Origin of the sequence: Shewanella alkalitolerans, from assembly GCF_019457575.1 — a bacterium.
GTDB classification, from domain to species: domain Bacteria; phylum Pseudomonadota; class Gammaproteobacteria; order Enterobacterales; family Shewanellaceae; genus Shewanella; species Shewanella loihica.
This window is the reverse complement of the sequence record NZ_CP080422.1, coordinates 2,684,200-2,700,764: the sequence shown is the minus strand read 5'-3', so window position 1 is coordinate 2,700,764 and position 16,565 is coordinate 2,684,200. Positions and strand designations below refer to the sequence as shown.

Annotated in this window: 17 protein-coding genes; 13 read left to right on the top strand and 4 right to left on the bottom strand. The window is 53.9% G+C overall.

Going from position 1 to position 16,565, the window contains the following annotated elements; all coding sequences use genetic code 11:
- Positions 1–186: 186 nt before the first annotated feature.
- The 3 genes from K0J45_RS11975 to K0J45_RS11965 are packed head-to-tail and all read left to right on the top strand — an operon-like array spanning position 187 to position 3,281.
- Positions 187–1,041 (top strand): putative selenate ABC transporter substrate-binding protein, encoded by an 855-nt coding sequence (locus K0J45_RS11975; RefSeq protein WP_011866144.1) that lies wholly within the window; start codon positions 187–189, stop codon positions 1,039–1,041.
- 4 nt (positions 1,042–1,045) lie between these two features.
- A complete protein-coding gene (locus tag K0J45_RS11970; protein WP_220042725.1) occupies positions 1,046–1,711 on the top strand; it encodes an ATP-binding cassette domain-containing protein in 666 nt (221 codons plus the stop codon).
- 55 nt (positions 1,712–1,766) lie between these two features.
- Positions 1,767–3,281, top strand: a complete 1,515-nt coding sequence (locus K0J45_RS11965; protein ID WP_220042724.1) for a PhnE/PtxC family ABC transporter permease — start codon at positions 1,767–1,769, stop codon at positions 3,279–3,281.
- A 75-nt stretch (positions 3,282–3,356) separates the two neighbouring features.
- Here K0J45_RS11965 and K0J45_RS11960 read toward each other — a convergent pair whose 3' ends face one another.
- Both K0J45_RS11960 and K0J45_RS11955 read right to left on the bottom strand, forming a co-directional pair.
- Positions 3,357–3,692, bottom strand: coding sequence for a hypothetical protein (locus K0J45_RS11960; protein ID WP_220042723.1), 336 nt, complete (start codon positions 3,690–3,692; stop codon positions 3,357–3,359).
- Between the two features lie 96 nt (positions 3,693–3,788).
- Positions 3,789–4,565, bottom strand: coding sequence for a hypothetical protein (locus tag K0J45_RS11955; RefSeq protein ID WP_220042722.1), 777 nt, complete (start codon positions 4,563–4,565; stop codon positions 3,789–3,791).
- Between the two features lie 345 nt (positions 4,566–4,910).
- Here K0J45_RS11955 and K0J45_RS11950 point away from each other — a divergent pair, with 345 nt between their 5' ends.
- Together K0J45_RS11950 and K0J45_RS11945 are read left to right on the top strand one after the other, a co-directional pair.
- Positions 4,911–6,545, top strand: a complete 1,635-nt coding sequence (locus tag K0J45_RS11950; protein ID WP_220042721.1) for a sensor histidine kinase — start codon at positions 4,911–4,913, stop codon at positions 6,543–6,545.
- Entirely contained in the window at positions 6,545–7,897 is a 1,353-nt protein-coding gene (locus tag K0J45_RS11945) for a sigma-54-dependent transcriptional regulator (protein WP_220045291.1), read from the top strand. The genes K0J45_RS11950 and K0J45_RS11945 overlap by 1 nt, the downstream gene beginning before the upstream one ends.
- A gap of 80 nt (positions 7,898–7,977) precedes the next feature.
- Here the strand turns inward: K0J45_RS11945 and K0J45_RS11940 are convergent, their stop codons facing one another.
- Together K0J45_RS11940 and K0J45_RS11935 are read right to left on the bottom strand one after the other, a co-directional pair.
- Positions 7,978–8,511, bottom strand: a complete 534-nt coding sequence (locus tag K0J45_RS11940) for a protein disulfide oxidoreductase (protein ID WP_258406677.1) — start codon at positions 8,509–8,511, stop codon at positions 7,978–7,980.
- A gap of 33 nt (positions 8,512–8,544) precedes the next feature.
- Complete coding sequence (locus tag K0J45_RS11935; RefSeq protein ID WP_220042720.1) at positions 8,545–9,138, bottom strand: acyl carrier protein phosphodiesterase; 594 nt, start codon at positions 9,136–9,138, stop codon at positions 8,545–8,547.
- Between the two features lie 176 nt (positions 9,139–9,314).
- Between K0J45_RS11935 and K0J45_RS11930 the strand changes: the two genes are divergently transcribed.
- The 8 genes from K0J45_RS11930 to K0J45_RS11895 all read left to right on the top strand — a co-directional run bounded on the left by K0J45_RS11930 (position 9,315) and on the right by K0J45_RS11895 (position 16,561).
- Entirely contained in the window at positions 9,315–9,476 is a 162-nt protein-coding gene (locus K0J45_RS11930; RefSeq protein ID WP_186300684.1) for a hypothetical protein, read from the top strand.
- Positions 9,477–9,547: 71 nt separating this feature from the next.
- Positions 9,548–10,585 carry a tRNA preQ1(34) S-adenosylmethionine ribosyltransferase-isomerase QueA gene (gene queA, locus K0J45_RS11925; protein ID WP_011866135.1) on the top strand — a complete coding sequence of 346 codons (1,038 nt, stop codon included), beginning with the start codon at positions 9,548–9,550 and terminating at the stop codon, positions 10,583–10,585.
- A 168-nt stretch (positions 10,586–10,753) separates the two neighbouring features.
- A complete protein-coding gene (tgt, locus tag K0J45_RS11920; protein ID WP_011866134.1) occupies positions 10,754–11,878 on the top strand; it encodes a tRNA guanosine(34) transglycosylase Tgt in 1,125 nt (374 codons plus the stop codon).
- Between the two features lie 27 nt (positions 11,879–11,905).
- A complete protein-coding gene (gene yajC, locus K0J45_RS11915) occupies positions 11,906–12,238 on the top strand; it encodes a preprotein translocase subunit YajC (protein WP_041406650.1) in 333 nt (110 codons plus the stop codon).
- Positions 12,239–12,277: 39 nt separating this feature from the next.
- Positions 12,278–14,128 carry a protein translocase subunit SecD gene (gene secD / locus K0J45_RS11910; protein ID WP_220042719.1) on the top strand — a complete coding sequence of 617 codons (1,851 nt, stop codon included), beginning with the start codon at positions 12,278–12,280 and terminating at the stop codon, positions 14,126–14,128.
- 13 nt (positions 14,129–14,141) lie between these two features.
- On the top strand, positions 14,142–15,089 hold the full coding sequence (gene secF / locus K0J45_RS11905) for a protein translocase subunit SecF (protein WP_220042718.1): 948 nt from the start codon (positions 14,142–14,144) through the stop codon (positions 15,087–15,089).
- A 172-nt stretch (positions 15,090–15,261) separates the two neighbouring features.
- Positions 15,262–15,579, top strand: coding sequence for a putative signal transducing protein (locus K0J45_RS11900; RefSeq protein ID WP_011866130.1), 318 nt, complete (start codon positions 15,262–15,264; stop codon positions 15,577–15,579).
- A gap of 70 nt (positions 15,580–15,649) precedes the next feature.
- Positions 15,650–16,561 carry a precorrin-2 dehydrogenase/sirohydrochlorin ferrochelatase family protein gene (locus tag K0J45_RS11895; RefSeq protein WP_220042717.1) on the top strand — a complete coding sequence of 304 codons (912 nt, stop codon included), beginning with the start codon at positions 15,650–15,652 and terminating at the stop codon, positions 16,559–16,561.
- Positions 16,562–16,565: the final 4 nt, after the last annotated feature.

Sequence of the window (16,565 nt, the reverse complement as noted above, 5' to 3'; positions counted from 1 at the left end):
GTTCGCCAAGCGTAGGACGTTTTATAAAACATTAATTTATAATAGGTTAGCTTAACAGGGACTGACTCATCTTCAAACAAAGTTTAGTTGTTAGATTTTTGTGAGCAATAAGGTCATGTTCCGCCTGTTAATTTGCCTGTCAAATGGTTAGAATCCGGTAAATTTCTTACTCGTTTAGGCCTAGATATGTCCTTCGCTAAAATTCTACCCTTAATCTTTACCTGTTTGTTTGTGCCGGCGACGTTAGCCGAAACCTTTACCTTTACCGCCATCCCTGATGAAAACGAGAGTCAGCTAAAGACGCGTTTTAACAAGGTAGCAAAGTACCTGGAGACTGAACTGGGCGTTAAGGTTAACTATGTACCGGTCAAATCTTACTCGGCAGCCGTTACCGCGTTTCGTAACAATCAGGTGCAGCTGGCCTGGTTTGGTGGTCTCTCTGGCGTGCAGGCGAGACGTCTGGTGCCTGGATCACAAGCGATTGCCCAGGGTTATGAAGATCAATACTTTAAGAGCTTCTTCATCGCCAATGCCTCGACTCCGCTCGAGCAGTCGACCAACTTCCCTAACCTGAACGGTTATACCTTTACCTTCGGTTCGAAAGGGTCGACCTCTGGCCGCCTGATGCCGCAATTTTACATCGAGCGCAACATGGGCAAGCAGGTGAAAGATATCTTTACCCGTATCGGTTTCTCTGGCGACCATAGTCGCACCATCGCCCAAGTCGAGGCCGGTGCTTATCAGGTAGGCGCGGTAAACTACAAGGTATGGGAAACGGCGGTGGCCAATGGCACAGTCGATACCAGCAAGGTGAAGGTGATCTGGGAAACCCCTGCCTATCCAGACTATCAGTGGACGGTACGTGCCGATGCCGATCAACGTTTCGGTGCAGGCTTTACCGAGAAGCTGACCAAGGCGCTACTGGAGATGAAAGATCCGGATCTGCTAGCCAGCTTCCCACGTCAGTCGTTTGTTGAGGCAGACAACGCAGATTACGAGCCTATCGAATCTGTGGCCACGGCGATCGGCCTGCTAGATTAATTCAGTGCTCCAAATAGAATCACTCTCCCTGAGTTATCGTGAGACTCGGGTCATCGACGATCTCGACTTGTCGATTAAACGGGGAGAGTCTTTAGCCATAGTCGGTCCCTCTGGGGCGGGTAAGTCGACGCTGCTGAGTTATATTTACGAGCAGCTTAAGCAAGACGCCGCCCTATGCAGTCAATCCCAAGGTTTGGTCGATGCCCTGAGCGTATTCCATAACGTCTATATGGGCGCGCTGGCCAGGCACTCCTTTGCCTATAACCTGTTAAATCTCGCCTGGCCATTGGCAGCAAGGCGTGAAGAGGTGGCCTTGCTGTGCGCTGAGCTGTACCTTGAGGCGCCGCTGCAGAAGCCTGTCTCTTCGCTCTCTGGCGGCCAGCGCCAACGGGTTGCCCTGGCGCGGGCGCTCTATCAGCAAAAACCTAGTTTCATCGGCGACGAGTCGTTTTCGGCCCTGGATCCCGTGATGGCCCAGCGCCTGCTGAGTCTGGTCAAGGCTCGTCACGAAACCGTGATCATGGTGCTGCATGACAGCGACTTAGCGCTGAGTCACTTCGATCGCATCATAGGCCTTAGCGAGGGCAAGTTGGTGCTCGATAAGCCGACGAGTCAACTCGATGGTGAGCAGCTGGCCTGCTTCTTCGATAACCAGATGGCGGCGAGCTAGGGTTTGTAAAATTAGATGTTTAAAATTAGATGTTCACATTCGATGTTTAGATCAGATGTTTAAGTTTGTCGGGCCCTGGCAGCGGTTGACATTGGGCCTCTGGCTGCTGGTGGCGATCAGTCTGCTGTTTGTCGATATTGAGATCATCAGTCTGGATCCCTGGGGTGAACTGCTGCGCATGGGGCAGGGGCTGCTGACGCCAGATTTCTTCGCCACCGAGTCGCTGGTCAATGCCCTGTGGCAGACGGTGAGCTTTGCCCTGCTTGGGGTGAGTTTCGGCCTGCTGCTCGGCTCCCCCTTGGCATTGGTTTATCGCTCGCCCTGGATAGCTGGGATCTGCGCCATGGTGCGGGGGATCCATGAGATCTTCTGGGCGCTGCTCTTTCTGCAAGTCTTTGGCCTGTCGCCGGTGACGGGTGTGCTGGCGATCGCCTTACCCTATGGCGCCACCTTCGCCAGGGTATTTCATGACATACTGCAGCAGGCACCCATTAGCACCAATGAAACCTTGCCTTTCGGTTGCGACAGGCTGAGCGCTTACTTCTACGGAAAGCTTGGTCATGTGCTGCCTTTGATGCTGGCCTATGTGCGCTACCGGTTCGAGTGTGCCTTGCGCAGCAGCGCCGTACTGGGCTTCATCGGCATGCCGACCCTGGGTTTCTACTTAGAGACCGCCTTTCGTCAGGGTAAGTATCATGAGGGGGCGGCGCTGCTCATTCTCTTCGTGGTCCTGATTGGCACTATCCCGCTCTGGTCACGCAGGCGTCTATTGCCGCTCTATCTGTTGGCGGCGCTGTTTACCCTGCCTAAGCTGACCAGCGTGGATCTGCAGCTGGTTTGGCAGTTCTTAACGGTAGATATTCTGCCTCCTGGGATCCGCGAGGTGATCTATGGGCAGCAAGAGTTTGCACAGGGACTTTCACGATTTGCCAGCTGGTGGCAGCGCCTGACACTGGAGCAGGCCTTACCCGGCGTGGGCGCCACCTTAGTGCTGGCGGTCAGTGCGCTGGGGCTAACCCATCTGCTGGCACTGCTTGGCCATCGTTTTGTCAGCATGCATAGCCGCGGCAAGTTTTCTATGCCCATAGGGCAGCTTCTGCTACTGATCATGCGCTCCATGCCTGAGTATATTCTGGCCTTCATCTTCATGATGCTCTGTGGCCCCTCCATGTTACCCGCCATCTTGGCTCTTGGGCTGCACAACGGCGCCCTGATCGCCTATCTGCTGACGCGCCAGGACAGCCTGGTCAACCCCAGCGCCCTGTACCAGCGCCGCAGCGACCACTATGGTTATGAGGTGTTGCCGCGCATCTATCCCAACCTGATGTCGCTACTCTTCTATCGGTTCGAGGTGATACTGCGGGAGACTGCCATCTTTGGCGTGCTCGGGGTGATGACGCTAGGCTTCTATATCGATAGCGCCTTTAGCGAGATACGTTACAACAACGCCTTCTATCTGCTTATCGTGACCGCTTTACTCAACGTGCTGGTGGATAGTTTGGCGCGGCGAATGCTGGCCAAGCGCCTGAATCAAGGGATGGCGGTCGGCCAGGTATCTTGCGTGGTCTAACTTTTTTGCGAAAGACAAGTTAGCGAATGACTCGTTAGTGCATGACTTATTAGCGCATAACTATTAAATGAGAGTCTAACGTCTAGCTTGTCTCAGGCGCTGCACGCCTTGGCAGCAGAATGATGCCAGCAGGGTAAACAGGGTCACCGCCGACATTATGATGGCGAGTCTTAGCCAGGGGGCGTCCATGGAGATGCGCATCTGCACATAATCCAGGCCGCTCAGGCCCCAGACGAAGATGGCGCTTAAGATAAGCACCAACTGTAGGGTACGGGTGATTGCTACGTGGCGAATGAATAGCAGCAGTGGTGCCGCGATGAAGGCCGCGCTGATCAGCGTCTGGCCGAAGCGCATAAAGTGAGCACCGAGCAGTGCAAAAGCGAGAAAGATGATGAGAATGCGCCACCACATGATAATTGCCTCAAGTTGTCGGAGTGAGAGTAAACATCTTGGTGGCAGATTACCTTGGGGCAGCGGCGCATTCTATCGCATTGTTCACAATTTCATTTATTTGCGATCATCATTGTTTAGCGCCTGTTGAAGTTTGCGCCTTTGGTCATCGCTCAGCTTACCGGTTTCGATAAGCTGGATCAGCTGCTCCACATCGGCTTCGTCATCGCCTCTTATCACCACAAACTCTCGCTCACCGTCACCGTGGTATTTCATTTCGATCTCGGCTATCTCGGTGGCGATCTCGGCGATATCGTCCGATAACAGCTCTATGTTTTTATTAAACTCGCCATCTTGCGTATCTATAATCACCTCGAATTCACGGGCCTTAGCCTCAAGCTCAGCGGCTTTACGTTCCATTTCGGCTCTTTTGGCCTCCATTTCAGCACTTTTAGCCGCAACTTTAACTTCTATCTTGGCGATGTGCTTGGCTAGTTCGGCCTCTTTCTTGGCCATCTTCTTGGTGAGCGCGTCCATTCTGGCCTGATCGGCTTCAGATAGTTCGCTGTGGCGCAGGTAATGGTAGTGAGACTCGTCACCGTCGATCTGCTTGAGCAGGCGGACCATCTTATCTTGGGTCTCTTTAGGCAGCTTAGCGAGCTTCTGCCTAATGAGCTTCTCATCTTTTATCTCATCATTGCTGAAGCTGTAGTGGTGCTGTTTACCCTGGAGGTCCAGGGTAAACTTAGTGCCCTTGTCGCCATCTTGAATCAAGTTGGCCTTGAGTTGATTGTCATTAAAATCGATTTGACGCACGTTGGTAGGTGCTGCCGCCAGGGTAAATGACAGTAGTGCAGAGCAGGCGATAAACGAAGTGAGTTTACTGAGTTTCATGGTGTTTCCTTCCGTAGTGATGAATTCGTGATGAATGATTTCCCTATGTACTGCTAGAGGCGTGCCAAATTAGCGAAATCCAGTCTGGATGGGCATTGGTGAGGCTCGGGTTGAAAAATCAGTTCTGTCGCCCCTGGCGATTCACCCCCATATAGGACATGGATTTCCCGATTTGGGGAAATGCATGGCTTAGTCTGGGCATGGCTAGAGACCCCCGGTGGCTAATCGGGTGATCCACAAGGGGTTTTATCTTGGTACTGTTTTTGTATAACCTGAGAGGCGGGCGCTCTATTACTAATCTTCTCAAGCGCCGGCGTGGCATTGTTATTGAAACTAGAGGGCTCTATGTCGATTAAAGGTTATCTGTTTGTGCTATTTGGCGCGCTCATCCTGATATTGGGAGGCAGCCAGCTGCTGGTGTCCCATTTCTATAAGGCGCAGTTGCAGAGCGAGCTCAGTGAGCGCTCGCGGGATCTGTCGCAAAACCTGGTGAAGGTGCTGATCGACAACGTCGGCACAGAACAAGAGTTTGTGGTGCAGTTCGATGAGCAGGCCCTGCAGGAGTCGCTTCAAGATGCCGAGGCGCTCAGGCAGGAGTTTGAGCAGGATATCGAATCTGTCTCCCAGGCGATTGCCCAGCTCAGCGAAGAGGTGGTGCGCATGGAGATGGAGACGGATAATGCCTCCGCCGAGCAAAAAGCCTTCTTTCGCGCCAAGCTGGCGGCCAAGCAGCAGGAGCTTAGGGATCATCTCAACGCCATGATGTCCTACGAGAAGGAGCTTAAGCAGCGTCAGAGAGCCAGTATTGCCGAGGCCAAGCGCGAGGCTGCCGATGAGTATCGCCGGCGCCTGCATGACGCCGTGAGTCAGATAGAGATAGACACCAACAGCTGGCTCGACAAGGGTAACGTGGCCATCATAGACGCGCCTATCTCGCCCACTACGCCGGAGAAGGGTAAGGTTGCGGTGGAATTTGCCCATGATATCAACTTGCCTAATCAGGAGACCAACGAGCAACTGGAGCGTTTCAGCGAGTCCATGATAGGGGCGATTCTGATGAGCTCACTGGCTGGCCTCTTATTGGTCTATATGCTCAGCCATGTGATCAGCGCGCCGTTATCGGCCCTGGCGAAGGGCCATAAGAAGTTGGGACAGGGGGAGCTTGGTTATCAGGTGGATGAGCGTGGGGTCAAAGAGTTAAAGAGTATCCTCAACGGCTTTAATAAGATGAGCAGTCAGCTCGCCTCCCTAAGCGAGCAGAAGAAGCAGATGGCGCAACAGAAACAGCTTGCCGAATTGGGTGAAGTGACTCGTGGGATCGCCCATAGCCTGCGTAATCCGCTGCACACCCTGGGGCTCTTGTCTGAGGCGGTCGCTCAGTCAGAATCGATAGAGGATGCAAACAAGCTGCTTAGCCAGATGCAGCAGAAGATCGCCATGATGGATAAGAGCATTCAATCTCTGCTGACGTTGTCGAGCACTCAGGTGAATCGCCAGTCTTGGGTGCCATTGGCAGCCACAGTGCAGGATATCTTACTGGAACTGTCGATCAACGGCAGCAAGCCCAGCATCGCCTTTCACTGTGAGGATCAAGGGATCCAGGTGCAGGGCGCCGAGTCGGAGATCCGCAGCATCTTGCATGCCGTGATGATCAACGCGGTGGAGGCCACCCCGGACACAGGCCGTATCGACCTGACCCTGGCGGAGGATGATGAGAGTTATACCTTAGTGGTGGCCGATACCGGCAAGGGGATCAGCCCTGAGGTGCGTGATAAGCTGGCCCAGCCCCACGTGACCACCAAGGCGGAGGGTACCGGCATGGGGATCTATATCGCCGAGCGTTTGATTCAAGGGCACTACGGTGGGCGCATCACCTTTGCTGATAATCCCGGCGGCGGCACTCTGGTGACCCTCTATTTCGCCAAGCCCGATAGTAATAAAACACAGCAAGAAGATAAGCCCCAGACAGAGGAAGTATGATGGAGCAGCCTAAGTTGCATATTTTGGTGGTAGAGGATGAGCCGGATCAGAGAGCATTGATCGTGCAGATGTTGACGGCCAACCAGTATTTGGTGGAGAGCGCCGACAGCGTCGAACAGGCGATCGTGATGATAAAGGCATCGGCGCCGGATCTGGTGTTTTCCGACTGGAAGCTGGGGCAGTTAACCGGCATGGATCTGCTTAACTATGTGCGGCGCGAACATCCGGACATGGGCTTCATCATCGCCACCGCCTACGGCACCATCACCCATGCGGTAGACGCCATGCAGGCGGGGGCAGACGACTATCTGGCCAAGCCCTATCAGCGCCAGAGCCTCCTGTTGGCCATAGAGAAGGTGGCCAAATCTATTGCGCTGAAGCGGCAGAACCGCCGCCTCTCTTCCGAGCTGTCTCAGCAGCAGGAGCTGGTGGGGCTGGTGGGGCGCTCTGCCCTGATGCAGAAGGTGTATCAGAGGGTGCAGCGGGTGAGCGCCACAGATGCAACCGTGCTGATCGGCGGCGAGAGTGGCACGGGCAAGGAGCTGGCGGCGAGGGCGCTTTACCAGCTGTCGGCGCGTAGCCATAAGCCCTTCATCGCCATCAACTGCGGCGCGATCCCCGAGTCTTTGGCCGAGGCTGAACTGTTCGGCGCCGAGAAGGGGGCCTACACGGGGGCCAATACCCAGAAGATAGGTAAGCTAGAGGCGGCCGATGGCGGCACCGTCTTTCTCGACGAGATAGGCGAGCTGCCCCTGCTGCAACAGACCAAGCTGCTGCGTTTCTTGCAGGAGGGCGTAATATCCCGCCTCGGGCAGAACAGCGAGATAAAGCTGGATGTCAGGGTGATCGCCGCGACCCATAGGGACCTGCAGCAGGAGGTGGCTGAGGGGCGTTTTCGCGAGGATCTCTATTACCGCCTCAACGTGGTGCCTATCCATATGCCGGCGCTTAGGGAGCGACCCGAGGATATCGGCCGACTGGTGGAGCACTTTCTTAAACTCCACGCCAATCAATATGGCATGGAGGTGCCCAAGCTAAGCCGGGATACCTTAAAGTCGCTGCTGGACCATAGCTGGCCGGGTAACGTGCGCGAGCTGGCGAATCGCATCGAACGTTTCGTGTTACTCGGCGATGAAGAGGAGATGGTGCAGGAACTCGGCGCCGCGCCGCAGCCGCTGGATACCAGGCGTTTTGTCTTACCCGAGGCGGGTATCGAGTGGGAGAGTTTCGAGAAGGATTGCCTGCGCCAAGCCCTGGACCGTTTCGAAGGCAATCGCACCAAGGCCGCCAAGTGTTTAGGCCTGAGCTATAAGGCCTTTCTCTATCGCCTGGAGAAATATCAGCTGGTCTAGATTAGCTGTGTTGCCGCATTAGCGGCCTGCTGTCGCTCAAGGAGGCTAACGATAGCGTCTATGTCAATTAAAGCGATAGCTCACCAGGCCGCGAGCAACAGCCTGAGTCTCATGCCCCAGCTGCTGGTGGCACCAGAGGTCTTAAAACGAATTTGCCCTTGCTTGTCGACGATGTAGATGGCGGGGAAAACGCTTGCGCCCCAGGCCTGGTGCAGCATCTCCTCATCACCGATGACGTCAAACTGATAGCCGTGCTCAGCCATGAATTGGTTGATCTCACCATCCGTGCCCGAGGCAACGGCTATGCTGATCACCTTGTGCTGCTCGGCCACTCTATTGACCATGGGCGAGGTGACGCGGCAGACCGGGCACCAGGTGCCCCAGAAATAGACCAGAGTAACTTGCCCCCGCTCAAGTGCAATGGGCTGACCTTGGGTGGTGATGCCGCGCAGGGGCGGCGCCTCGCCTGAGATCATGTTGCGCTGCTGATAGCTGAGCAGGGCAAAGGCAACCAGCACCATTAACGCCGCATCTCTGAGATAGCGATACCGCTTGCGCTTAGGCTTAACGAACGGCTTTAGCTTGCTTACCAAGCTTTTGAAGGTCGACGACACAGAATTGAACCCTTAGGTTTAGCTATTCACCCGCTAAAGAAACTCGGGCGGCGTCTGGCGGGTCCAGATGCGGCTGTAGGCCATCAACTGAGGATAGAAGGTGCGAAAGGCTATCTCTATCTCGGTATCCATCCGCTTAACCGTGTCGATGGCGCCATCGAAAATTTCCGGCTTAGAAACCCTTTTGCTTACTGCCTTGATGGTCTGATTCAGCCCTTCACGGCTCTCATAGGCGATTAGCCAGTTTTCCTGGCGCATGCGTATGATGAGATCGCTCAGATTAACCGGCAGCTGCTCGGCGCTACTGAGCGCTAGGTAAGCCTGCTGGGCAAAGTCGGGCAGTGGCAGGTGGTGATACTCTTCCCAATATTTGGCCAGCATATGGTCGAAGGCCAGATCGATCAGTATCGGCGCGGCGCGTTGCAGCGTCTTTGGGAAGGCCGCCTTGAGCTCCTTGGTGAGTTCATGGCTATCGGTAAGCGAGTCTATCTGCCTGTGCAGCCAGATCCCCTGTTGCAGGGCCTTGGGATGGTCGGCGATATTGCCCTTGGCAAAATCACCGGCAAGGTTGGCGGCAAGATCGGTTTTACTGTTATCTGCCAGGTGCAGATGAGCCAAAAAGTTCATTAGATAAAGTTAATTGCTTTGTTAAATCACGCTTTTCACGTTATCATGCCAGAAGGTGCGATGAAACCTTTATTCTACGCGACGTTATCTTTAACCGACTGCTCGCTTAGGTATTGGGATCGACAGGATGTGCACCTATGACTCCTCATATTAATTATCGGTTTAAAGGATCATGGATGATGTGGAACTGGTTAATGAAACGCCTAGGCAAAAAATCTTCCTCTCGACGGCGGCGGGTCGAGGTCGATATCCCCTTCGAACAGCACAGTTACCGAAAAGCTAGCTTAGATCTACAGGCCAATATTGTCGTGGCCGACAAGGAGAAGAAGGCCAGCTAAGCTGTGTGTCTTGATCTTATCATCATCAGCCAATAGACTAGCGGCCGATTTATGCTAAGCAGAGACAGACTATGCGCGTTGCCGACTTTTCTTTCGATCTTCCCGATGAGTTGATCGCCCGTTACCCCATGCCTAATCGCACGGCGTCCCGACTATTGACACTCGATGGAAATAGCGGCGCGGTGGCGGACAAGCAATTTACCGATATCCTGGAGATGGTTAACCCTGGCGATCTCATGGTGTTCAACAACACCCGAGTGATCCCGGCGCGCGTCTTCGGTCAGAAGCAAACCGGTGGCAAGCTGGAGATCTTGGTCGAGCGTATGCTGGACGACAAGCGTATTCTGGCTCATGTGCGTAGCTCCAAGTCACCTAAACCTGGCACCATCATCTGTCTAGATGGCGGCTATGAGATGACCATGCTAGCCCGTCACGACACCCTGTTTGAGCTTGAACTCAATAGCGAGTCCACCATACTCGAGGTGCTCGAAGAGGTTGGCCATATGCCACTGCCGCCCTATATCGACCGTCCCGATGAGGATGCCGATAAGGAGCGCTATCAGACAGTCTACAACCAGAACCCTGGCGCGGTGGCTGCACCTACGGCGGGTCTGCACTTTGACGATGCTCTGCTTGCCGCGTTGAAAGAGAAAGGGGTAAATGTTGCCTTCGTGACCCTGCATGTGGGCGCGGGCACCTTCCAGCCGGTTAGGGTCGACAGCATCTTAGATCATAAGATGCACTCAGAGTGGGCCGAGGTGCCTCAGGATGTGGTCGATAGTATTAAGGCCACCAAGGCGGCCGGTAATCGCGTCATCGCCGTGGGCACCACCTCGGTGCGCTCATTAGAGAGTGCGGCCAAGGCCAGCGAAGGTGAGCTGCAGGCCTATAGCAACGACACCGATATCTTTATCTACCCAGGTTATGAGTTTCAGGTTGTCGATGCCATGGTGACTAACTTCCACCTGCCGGAATCGACCCTCATCATGTTGATCAGCGCCTTCGCCGGCTTCGATGAGGTGAAAAACGCCTATCAGCACGCGATTGCGCAAAAATACCGCTTTTTCAGCTATGGCGATGCCATGTTTGTGACTAAAAAAGCGATCTAAGCGATGATTTTGCTTTAAAATACCCACCCACACTTGAGGTGGGTATTTTTTTAGAGATTTTTATTGATAAGGGTTGATACTGAGTTGTTTGCCCTTATCTCTATTGTTCAGCTGTGTCTGTTTTAATGGCACGAAGAGAGTCAGACTGTTTCTCTGGCGAGGTTAAAAATGAAATTTGAATTAGATACAACCGATGGTCGCGCGCGTCGCGGTCGCTTAGTGTTCGAACGTGGTACGGTAGAGACGCCGGCATTCATGCCAGTGGGCACCTACGGTACGGTAAAAGGGATGACGCCAGAAGAAGTGCGCGCCACGGGCGCCGATATTCTGCTGGGGAACACCTTTCACCTTTGGTTACGTCCTGGTGAAGAGATCATGCGCAAGCATGGCGATCTGCATGACTTCATGAACTGGCAGCGTCCAATTCTGACCGATTCAGGCGGATTCCAGGTATTTAGCCTGGGTGACATTCGTAAGATCACCGAAGAGGGCGTGCATTTCCGCTCGCCAATCAACGGTGAGAAGATCTTCATGGACGCGGAAAAGTCGATGCAGATCCAATACTCGCTGGGCTCAGATGTGGTGATGATCTTCGATGAATGTACGCCATACCCGGCGACCCACGACGAGGCACGTAAATCGATGCAGATGTCGCTGCGTTGGGCACAGCGTTCACGCGATGAGTTTGACCGTTTGGAAAACCCTAACTCCTTGTTCGGGATCATTCAGGGCAGTGTGTATGAAGACCTGCGCGATGAGAGCCTTAAAGGCTTGTTAGAGATAGGATACGACGGTTATGCCGTCGGCGGTTTGGCGGTTGGGGAGCCAAAGGAAGATATGCATCGTATTCTTGAGCATGTCTGCCCACAGATCCCGGCCGATAAGCCGCGTTACTTGATGGGGGTAGGTAAACCGGAGGATCTCGTTGAGGGGGTACGTAGAGGTGTCGATATGTTCGATTGCGTCATGCCGACTCGTAACGCGCGCAACGGCCACCTGTTTACCAGTGAAGGGGTTATCAAGATCCGCAATGCGCGTCATCGTGATGATACTTCACCGCTCGATGCTAAGTGTGACTGCTACACCTGTAAGAACTACTCACGGGCGTATCTGTACCATTTAGATCGTTGTAATGAAATTTTAGGAGCACGTTTAAACACCATTCACAACTTGCGTTACTACCAAATGTTGATGGAAGGTTTGCGTGGCGCTATCGAGACAGGTACATTAGACGCCTTTGTTGAGGAGTTCTATACCAGTCAAGGTCGCGAAGTTCCTAAGTTATCCGATTAATTTTACTGCTAATAAGAAGAGAGAAATATGTTCATTTCAAATGCATACGCAGCCGATGCGCCAGTAGGTGGTGCGGGTGGTACCATGGAACTGGTTTTCATGCTGGTCATTTTCGGTCTGATCTTTTACTTCATGATTTTCCGTCCGCAATCTAAGCGTGTAAAAGAACATAAGAACCTGATGAGCTCGTTGAGCAAGGGTGATGAAGTGCTCACCAGTGGTGGGATCTTGGGTAAGATCGCTAAGATCAGCGATGACAACGATTATGTGTTGCTGACGATCAACGAAACCTCAGAAATCACAATCAAGAAGGATTACATAGCGGCTGTTTTGCCTAAAGGGTCTATTAAGTCACTTTAAGTTGAAAGTTAAGTCACTTTAAGCCAAGAGGGCGATGGTGTGTTAAATAAATACCCAATGTGGAAGAACCTGATGGTGGCGTTGATCATCGCCGTCGGTGCCTTCTACGCAATACCAAATTTATTTGGTGAAGATCACGCGGTGCAGGTCGTGGCCACACGTGGCGCGGAAGTTAATGCTTCGACTCAGAGTGAAGTCACTGACATCCTGTCGGCGAAAGGCATCGCGGTAAAGCGTTCAGAGTTGGAAAATGGTCAGCTATTGGTACGTGTTGCCGATGCGGACCAGCAACTGCTGGCGAAAGAAGCAATTGCCGAGGTACTCGGCGACAAATATATCGTGGCGCTTAACCTGGCCCCGGCTACGCCTCAGTGGCTGGAGTCTATGGGTGGTAGCCCGATGAAGCTGGGTCTGGACCTTCGTGGTGGTGTGCACTTCCTGATGGAAGTGGACATGAGCGAGGCGATCCGCAAGATGACCGAAGCGAAAATTGCCGATTTCAGAACCGATCTTCGTGGTGAAAAAATTCGTTATGCGGGTATTCGCAATACCCCTAAAGGGATTGAGATCAAGTTTCGTGATGCCGAGAATTTAGCTAAGGCAGAACGATTCCTCAAGAGCCGCACTAACGAGATGGTGTTCGTCGATGCGTCGTCTGGTAGCGATTTCATGCTGCTGGCGAACATGAGCGAGATCTACCTCAAGCAAGTTAAAGAGGAAGCGCTGCAGCAGAACATCACCACCTTGCGTAATCGTGTAAACGAGTTGGGTGTTGCCGAGCCAGTGGTTCAGCGCCAAGGCGCGGAGCGCATCATCGTCGAACTACCGGGTGTTCAAGACACGGCCCGCGCCAAGGATATCCTGGGTGCGACTGCGTCTATCGAATTCCACATGGTAGACGAGAAGGCCGATGCGGCGGCGATTGCAGCCGGTCGCGTATCACCAGGTTCGCAGATCTATGATCGCCGCGAGGGCGGTAAAGTGGCCCTGCACAAAGAGGTGATGCTCACCGGTGACCATATCCAGGGCGCACAGCCAAGTTTCGATGAATACAGCCGTCCTCAGGTGTCTATTAACCTGGACTCTAAGGGTGGTTCTATCTTCTCCAACGTGACCAAGGACAACATCGGCAAGCCGATGGCGACCCTGTTCATCGAGTATAAAGATAACGGTGCCAAGAATCCTGACGGCAGCGTGAAGATGGATAAGATCGAAGAGGTGATTTCGGTTGCGACCATCCAGGCGCGTCTGGGCCGTAACTTCGTTATTAACGGTCTTGACCACTCTGAAGCGCAAAGCCTTGCCCTCTTGCTACGTGCCGGTGCCTTGATCGCGCCAGTCTCAATTGTCGAAGAACGCACCATTGGTCCTAGCCTGGGTGCGGAAAACATCGACAACGGTCTGCAGGCGATGATCTGGGGTATGGCGGTCGTGTTAATCTTCATGCTGGTCTACTACCGCGGCTTTGGCCTTATCGCTAACCTGGCGCTGACGGCTAACCTAGTAATGGTAGTGGGCGTCATGTCTATGATCCCTGGCGCCGTGCTGACCCTACCGGGTATTGCCGGTATGGTATTGACAGTCGGTATGGCGGTTGACGGTAACGTACTGATTTACGAACGTATTCGTGAAGAGTTACGTGCCGGACGCAGCGTTCAGCAGGCGATCCATGAAGGTTATGGCAACGCGTTCTCAACCATTGCCGATGCCAACATCACCACCTTTATGACGGCCTTGATCCTGTTTGCCGTGGGTACCGGCGCCGTGAAAGGCTTCGCCGTGACCCTGATGATAGGTATCGCGACCTCTATGTTCACCGCCATCGTGGGTACTCGCTCGATAGTTAACGCTATCTGGGGCGGTAAGCGCGTGAAGAAACTGTCTATTTAAGGGGACGTTGACCATGTTCGAGATTTTATCAATTAAAGGCACGATCAACTTCCTGCGTCACGCCGTGGCTATCAGTGCGCTATCACTCATCTTAGTGATCGGCTCTCTGGCTTCACTGGCAGTTAATGGAATAAACTGGGGTCTGGATTTCACCGGCGGTACCGTCGTTGAGATGGAGTTTCAAAACCCTGTCGATCTGAATCAGCTGCGCGCAGCCCTGACCTCAGACGAGACAGATGGCGCCGTGGTGCAGAACTTTGGTTCGAGCCGCGACGTGCTGATCCGTCTGCCGGTAAAGGAAGGCGTGAAGAGCGACCTACAGGTTGCGCATGTGATGGAGGCCGCGGCCAAAGTCGATCCAGGCGTGAGCCAGAAGCGTGTCGAGTTTGTTGGTCCTCAGGTGGGTAAAGAGCTTGCCGAGCAGGGCGGCCTAGCCGTCTTGGTGGCGCTGATCTGTATCCTTATCTATGTCTCTTTCCGTTTCGAATGGCGTCTGGCCCTAGGCTCGGTGGCGGCATTGGCGCACGACGTGATCATCACGCTAGGTGTGTTCTCGCTGTTCCAGCTGGAGTTTGACCTGACGGTGCTGGCGGGTGTGCTGACGGTAGTAGGTTACTCGCTCAACGATACTATCGTTGTGTTTGACCGTATCCGTGAGAACTTCCTCAAGATGCGTAAGGGTACTCCAGAAGAGGTGGTGAACAACTCTATTACCCAAACCATGAGCCGTACCATCATCACCACAGGTACGACCCTGGTGGTGGTTGTGGCCCTGTTCCTCAAGGGCGGCACCATGATCCACGGCTTCGCGACAGCCTTGTTGATGGGTATCTTCGTGGGTACCTTCTCCTCTATCTATGTGGCGAGTTTCCTGGCGGTCAAGCTGGGGATCAACCGCGAGCATATGATGCCTGTGGAGATCGAAAAAGAGGGCGCGGATCAGGATGCATTGATGCCATAGGCACATGCTGCCCGACCAGTGTCATGAAAAAGCCACGATTTCGTGGCTTTTTTATTGCCAATTTGGCCGGATCCCGACTCGACAAAATGTAAGTTTTAAGGCTAGGATGTTCAGCGATTAATCAATACACCTGATAATTTGCCAAAAAGAGCAAGCGTTGTAGGGGATAAAGATGGAAGAGCGCAGTAAGTTGGTGGCCGGTGGTAACTTGTTACAGGCCCATGCTTGGAAAGGGATGTTGGAGGCCTGCGGTATCGGGGTCGAGCTGCGAGGTGAGGCCTTGCTGGGTGGGATCGGCGAGCTGCCGGTCGACTTGCAGGATGTCGAGCTGTGGGTGGCGGAGTCTCAGTATGAGGCGGCCAGGGCGCAGCTTGAGACCCTAAACAGCGAGAGTCCCAAGTGGCAGTGCGTCAAATGCCACGAGATGAATGAAGGTAACTTTGAGCTCTGCTGGCATTGCAGCGCCGAGCGTAGCGAGCAGCTTAGCTAGTAGTGCTTGCCGCTCGCAGAGGCTTACTTTACTCTTGTCTTATCCTTAGTCGAGACAAGTCATTTAATCGATGCAATATTTTCCCATTTTCGCCCAGGCCGATGGGCTGAAGATCCTGATGATAGGCGCAGGCATTGTCGCCAGCCGCAAACTTGAACTGCTGAGCCGCACCCAGGCCCATATTCGGGTGATTGCCCCGGATGTCTGTGACGCCGTGATGGCCATGGCTAACCAGGGGCAGATCGCCCTGGAGCAGAGATTCGCCGAACTCGACGACCTCGAAGGGATAGATCTGCTTTATATGGCCACCAGTGACGAGCCTCTCAATCGTCAGTTTGCCCTGCAGGCCAAGGCGCTTGGGCTCTGGGTCAATGTGGTCGATGCCCCCAAACTCTGTAACTTCATCACCCCCGCCATCGTCGACAGGGGCCGCTTACAGGTTGCCATCAGCACTAGTGGCGCCGCGCCTGTGTTTGCCCGCGAGCTTAGGGCACGTTTGGAGACCTGGCTGCCGGCATCCTTAAGTGAACTGTTCGATTTCATCGCCGATAAACGCACCGAGGTGCAGCATCGCCTGCCGGAATTTGAGCAGCGTAAGCTGTTCTGGGAGCAGTTCTTCCGCCTCAATGGCGACAGATTCGATGAGCGCACGGATAACTATTTCGAACAGGCGTTCGGCACGCTTTCGGGTTGCGGTGAGCTTTTGCTGCTCGAAGCCCACACGTCAATCGATCTGCTGCCCCTGGCCGCCGTGCCTATGATGCAGCGCCTCGACTGGCTCTGTAGTGACTTGGTGCTGCCAGAGCGTCTGTCTGAGTTGGTGCGCCGCGACGCCGGACGTCAGCCCATGTTACCGCTCAGTGAGTTATCAGCCAGGTTAGACAAGGGCGAGCGGGTGATGGTCTACGCTGAAACTGAGACCATAGCCCAGCTGGTAGCCCATTTCCCCATGGCGAAACACCTGCGCCCGGGCGCACTGTAACGCA

Bases quoted from the DNA above. Each gene is read 5' to 3' on its own strand.
- K0J45_RS11975 (WP_011866144.1), top strand. From the start codon at position 187: ATGTCCTTCGCTAAAATTCTACCCTTAATCTTTACCTGTTTGTTTGTG.
- K0J45_RS11965 (WP_220042724.1), top strand. From the start codon at position 1,767: ATGTTTAAGTTTGTCGGGCCCTGGCAGCGGTTGACATTGGGCCTCTGG.
- K0J45_RS11960 (WP_220042723.1), bottom strand. From the start codon at position 3,692: ATGTGGTGGCGCATTCTCATCATCTTTCTCGCTTTTGCACTGCTCGGT.
- K0J45_RS11955 (WP_220042722.1), bottom strand. From the start codon at position 4,565: ATGAAACTCAGTAAACTCACTTCGTTTATCGCCTGCTCTGCACTACTG.
- K0J45_RS11950 (WP_220042721.1), top strand. From the start codon at position 4,911: ATGTCGATTAAAGGTTATCTGTTTGTGCTATTTGGCGCGCTCATCCTG.
- K0J45_RS11945 (WP_220045291.1), top strand. From the start codon at position 6,545: ATGGAGCAGCCTAAGTTGCATATTTTGGTGGTAGAGGATGAGCCGGAT.
- K0J45_RS11935 (WP_220042720.1), bottom strand. From the start codon at position 9,138: ATGAACTTTTTGGCTCATCTGCACCTGGCAGATAACAGTAAAACCGAT.
- K0J45_RS11930 (WP_186300684.1), top strand. From the start codon at position 9,315: ATGATGTGGAACTGGTTAATGAAACGCCTAGGCAAAAAATCTTCCTCT.
- queA (WP_011866135.1), top strand. From the start codon at position 9,548: ATGCGCGTTGCCGACTTTTCTTTCGATCTTCCCGATGAGTTGATCGCC.
- tgt (WP_011866134.1), top strand. From the start codon at position 10,754: ATGAAATTTGAATTAGATACAACCGATGGTCGCGCGCGTCGCGGTCGC.
- yajC (WP_041406650.1), top strand. From the start codon at position 11,906: ATGTTCATTTCAAATGCATACGCAGCCGATGCGCCAGTAGGTGGTGCG.
- secF (WP_220042718.1), top strand. From the start codon at position 14,142: ATGTTCGAGATTTTATCAATTAAAGGCACGATCAACTTCCTGCGTCAC.
- K0J45_RS11900 (WP_011866130.1), top strand. From the start codon at position 15,262: ATGGAAGAGCGCAGTAAGTTGGTGGCCGGTGGTAACTTGTTACAGGCC.
- K0J45_RS11895 (WP_220042717.1), top strand. From the start codon at position 15,650: ATGCAATATTTTCCCATTTTCGCCCAGGCCGATGGGCTGAAGATCCTG.